The organism is bacterium (assembly GCA_023230585.1).
Taxonomy (GTDB): domain Bacteria; phylum Ratteibacteria; class UBA8468; order B48-G9; family JAFGKM01; genus JALNXB01.
Genome location: JALNXB010000096.1, coordinates 1 through 4647, shown reverse-complemented (window position 1 = coordinate 4647; position 4647 = coordinate 1). Strand labels below are relative to the sequence as shown.

Here is a 4647-nt window from a genome sequence, read left to right as displayed (position 1 = left end):
TGAAATATGATTTGATGTTTGAAAACTTTAATGAGTTTCAGTTAGTACAAAATTGTTAAAAATAAAAGTCTTTAGGGTAGAATTTTTTGACTTTTAACATAGGAGAAGAACAAAAGGCTTGAATCTTTTGTTAACAGCCCGATTCTTGCTTGAGGTGTAGTAGCACCTCGTAATTCGTTCATAGACACATACTTTTTTAACGAAGAAACGACAAAGGCAAAAATGGGAATAAACAATAAGGACAAAAAAAAGGATAAATTATGTTTCTTGCTATAGAAGGACTAATCACAGGAGCAATAACTGGTTTTCTTTGTGGTATGTTTGGAATGGGCGGTGGAGCTATTCTAATACCGGTTATAGTACATATTTTTAAACTTCGAATGAAGTTTGCCATAGGGACAAGTTTGACTATTATTGTATTTACTTCTATCTCCAGTCTTTTTAACTACAAAAAAAGCGGTAATCTAAACTCAAAATTGGCTTTCCTTATACTCCCTTTTGGGATAGTCGCTACTCAAATAGGAGCCCTCCTTACAAGTAGATTACCAGAAAATTTAGTTAAATACATTTTTATATTTATGATTCTTTCTCTCGGTATTAAAATGCTTTTCCCTGGGAAACAAGTTGAATGTTCAACCCCAAGGAAAGAAAATAAACTTGCAGTTATACTTATTGGAACTTTTGCAGGATTTGTTTCGGGTCTTTGTGGAGTTGGAGGCGCTGTATTAATTATCCCTCTTTTTTATATTTTTCTTCAAATACCAATGCATGCCTGTATAGGAACCGCTCTTCTTGTGATTTTTTTTAATTCTCTTTCTGGAAGTATCGGCTATATAGTAAGAGGGCTTGTTGATTTTAAGGTAGCTTTAGTCCTTTCAATTGGTTCTATGATAGCAGCACCGTTTGGCTCAAAAATTAGTATAAATACTTCCAAAGAAAAATTAAGAAAAGTTTTTGCGGTTATTCTAATATTAAGTGGTCTTTCTATCCTTGTAAGGTAATACAAAATGCAAGCCTCAGGTTTGCAGGAAATGGGTTTGTTAATGCATAAGATAATTTTAGGTATAGATGAAAACGGTTTAGGTCCACTACTTGGACCATTAGTAATAACGGGAATCCTTGTAAAATATCACGAAAGTACAACTAATTGGTTCAAAGATATAACCGATAGCAAAGAGTTTTTTAAAGTTCGCACAAAAAGCAAGTTTGGAGTTTTAGAAGAGACAGTTATATCTTTATTTTATCTAATAAAAGAACGTGTGCCGACCTCGCCTATAGAAATTTTTGAGAGTTTTTGTTTACCTTATAAGTGTTCTTCAGATATAAACATTTGTACCAACAAACTTCCTACAGAGTTTTTATGGGCAGATACAGAGAAAAGTAAAAAGAGATGTACTGATTTTTCAAGTTGGGCAGATAAGAATAACCTAAAACTCCAATCTATCAACTCCATATTTGTATGTCCTAAAGAAATCAATAGTTTTACCAAAGAAAATACAAAACTTTTTCTCGATTTTATCTCTTTCTGCAATATAATAAGAAGAGTAAACAATAAGGAGAATCTTGAAGTTTTTGCAGGCAAAATTGGTGGGTTAAAGTTTTATTACCCTTATCTAAAATATGTTATGAAAGATTATGACATTGAAATTATCACAGAAACAATGGAAGAATCAATATATATTTTAAGTAAAGAGGATGCAAGTATAAGGTTAGGTTTTTTTATGAATGTTGAAAAACACTCTTTCCCTGCTGCCCTCTCTTCAATAGTAGGCAAGTATATAAGGGAGTTATCTATGTTTAGTGTGAGACAAAACCTTGGGATTAAAGAAGATGTTTCCGGGTATCACGATAAGAAAACAAAAAGGTTTGTTAGTAACTTAGATTTTAGGAATGTACCTAAGGAGTGTGTTTTTAGAGAGACTTAAGGGGTAAAAAAGTATGGGGTGTCTACTCACTCTGGTACTACGGTGCATACACCTTCTCGCTTTTGCCCTCTCCCCTTGAGTGAACCCTGGACAAGCCCTTAGGGATTTGCAGAGAGGTTAACGGGATGAGGCTTGTCCACCAAAGCCAACCTACGCTAAAATACAAGCTTCGGCTGGTATACCTTGGCGTAGGTGGAGGGGCAGTTAGCAGACTAGGAAAAAACGAAAGACGTACTGAGAAAGGATGGGGTTGCCCCCTATATGTCATTCCGGACTTGATCCGGAATCTCGTTTTTCCTGCTACCAGCGTGGGTTGAGTGAGAGATCCTGAAACAAGTTCATAGATGATAAAATTGGGCGTTGAGAAGGCAACACACAAGATTACATACTGTCTGGTAAAGAGATATTAAGAAGGTATAGAGAACGTGAAAAGACCTGGTATACAACTTTTATTAAAACAACCCTTGCCATAGTCAACTCTTTTTGGCTTTCATCTACTACTCTATGTTTCTGGTAGTAAGAGTGAATTAATTTAGATAGTTCAAGTAGGTATTCAGCCAAAAGATGTACCCCGTACGTGCGAACAACCCCTTCTATAGTATCTGGAAAAGATGTGATTTTTTTGGCAATTACAATTTCTTCAGGTTCTTTGAGCAAAGAATAATCTGGCTCTATGCTTTCAATATCAATGTTGTTCTCTTGCGCAAAGTTTAGTATATGTTTCATTCTAACATAAGCATACTGTAAATAATAGACCGGATTTTCAAGAGATTTTTTCTTTGCAAGTTCAAGGTCAAAATCAAGGTGGCTATCTGTTTTTCTAAATATAAAGAAAAACTTTGAAGCATCAGGACCTACCTCTTCAATAAGTTGACGTAAAGAAACAAACTGCCCTTTCCTTGTTGACATAGAGAGTTTTTCTTTACCTCTATAAAGAGTTGATAATTGAACAATTATAGGTATAAAACTACTTGGGTTTCCTCCAAAAACTTCAACCGCTGCCCTTAGGCGAGGAATATAGCCGTGGTGGTCAGGGCCAATAATATTGATTAACAAATCAAACCCTCTTTTGAGTTTATCTTTATGGTATGAAATATCTGTTGCAAGGTAGGTTAAATCTCCATCACTTTTTATGACTACCCTATCTTTCTCATCACCGTATAAAGAACTTTTGAACCACCAAGAAGAATCAGATAAATATATTAGTCCCCTCTCTTTGAGTTCTTCTATTGTTTTTTTCAAAGAACCATCCTCTATAAAAGAGGCTTCTCTCGTCCATTTATCAAAAACAACCCCAAAAACCTTCAAATCCTCTTTTATCCCATCCAATATTTTTTCTGAGGCAAACCTACCCCAAAAATCCTTATCTTCCTCTTTAACATCTCCTACCTGTTTTGACATTTCAATTAGATATTCACCTTCATACCCTTCTTCTGGAATTTCCATTGGCTCGCCTTTTAATTGATAATAACGAGCCTTAAGGGATTGACCTAAAAGTTGTATCTGTTTGCCTGCATCGTTCAAATAGTACTCTTTCACAACCTCAAAACCGGCAAATTTAAGAATTCTTGCCAACGCCTCTCCAAAGGCTGCCTGTCTTCCGTGAGCAATAGTTAATGGACCTGTAGGGTTAGCGCTTACAAACTCTATTAAAATCTTTTTATTGCCTTCAAAACCTTCTTGTAGAAGAGTGTTAGATGTTTTATGTAAGTTTTTGATATATTCAAGATAGACGGTATCTTTAATAAAAAAGTTTATAAAACCATTTTTTACTTCTACTTTTTTTATATCGTCAGAAGATATTTCTGTTATTTTGTTACATAAATCAGTTGCAAGCTTATGAGGAGAAATTTTCTTCTTTTTTGCAACTTGCAAAACAATGTTTGTATAAAAATCACCAAACTCGGGTCTGTTTGAAGACAAAATTGAAATTTCTTCTTCAAAATTTTCTCCCTCAAATAGAAATTCAAAAGATTTTTTTATGGTTTCTTCAATCTTACACTTAATTTTTTTCATTTTCTTCCATCTCTATGTTTTTAAGTATCTCTTCGACTCTTAAATCTGGCATATCATCATATTCAAATTTTAACTCTGGAGTATATTTCATAACAGACCTTTTTGAAAGTTTGTGATGAATATAACCGGTAGCATGTTTTATTGCTTCAAATGTTTCTTCTTGAACCTCTTTACTACCTATAACACTAACACCTACGGTAGCATTTTTAAAATCTCTTGAAATACGAGCATAGGTTATAGTAAAAAATCCTATTTTAGGGTCAGAGATTTCTCGCCTGATAATCTCATCTATATCTTTTTTTAAAAGGTTTTCTGCCTGTTTTTGTCTTTTAGTTTTAATTTTAAACTCCTTGTATTGAACTTAATATTAAATATTGTTCCTTCCCATTTTTTTGTCTTTTCTTCCAGTAAAAAAGTATGTGTCTATTCACGAATTACGAGGTGCTAACCGACGCTTTTTGTCGTTGCGAAGGAACGCTTTGTGTGACTGCGGCAATCCTCGTTTTTATCCTATACACTATTGTTTACCCCCCATTTCCTTTTCCGCCTTCGGCGAGATTGCCACGCTAAAAAACAGCTCGCAAAGACGGAATGGGGGGCTGTTAACAAAAGGTTCAAGCCTTTTGTTCTTCTACTCTGAGCCTGTTAAACCCTTCGGAGATGCTTTATATGCAGAAGGGTGAGTTCTCAGAGTGCCCGATTGTGG

The 4647-nt window shown here is 34.7% G+C and carries 4 protein-coding genes; 2 read left to right on the top strand and 2 right to left on the bottom strand.

The window, feature by feature from the left end; all coding sequences use genetic code 11:
* Positions 1-260 precede the first annotated feature (260 nt).
* Entirely contained in the window at positions 261-1001 is a 741-nt protein-coding gene (locus M0P98_09220) for a sulfite exporter TauE/SafE family protein (GenBank protein ID MCK9267027.1), read from the top strand.
* 42 nt (positions 1002-1043) lie between these two features.
* Positions 1044-1925: a hypothetical protein gene (locus tag M0P98_09215; protein MCK9267026.1), complete on the top strand. Its 882-nt coding sequence runs from the start codon at positions 1044-1046 to the stop codon at positions 1923-1925.
* A gap of 381 nt (positions 1926-2306) precedes the next feature.
* Here M0P98_09215 and argS read toward each other — a convergent pair whose 3' ends face one another.
* A complete protein-coding gene (argS, locus tag M0P98_09210; GenBank protein ID MCK9267025.1) occupies positions 2307-3941 on the bottom strand; it encodes an arginine--tRNA ligase in 1635 nt (544 codons plus the stop codon).
* Positions 3928-4221, bottom strand: coding sequence for a 30S ribosome-binding factor RbfA (gene rbfA, locus M0P98_09205; protein ID MCK9267024.1), 294 nt, complete (start codon positions 4219-4221; stop codon positions 3928-3930). Before rbfA ends, argS begins: the two co-directional genes overlap by 14 nt.
* Positions 4222-4647: the final 426 nt, after the last annotated feature.

Coding starts and splice junctions, on each gene's coding strand:
- M0P98_09220 (MCK9267027.1), top strand. CDS start 261: ATGTTTCTTGCTATAGAAGGACTAATCACAGGAGCAATAACTGGTTTT.
- M0P98_09215 (MCK9267026.1), top strand. CDS start 1,044: ATGCATAAGATAATTTTAGGTATAGATGAAAACGGTTTAGGTCCACTA.
- argS (MCK9267025.1), bottom strand. CDS start 3,941: ATGAAAAAAATTAAGTGTAAGATTGAAGAAACCATAAAAAAATCTTTT.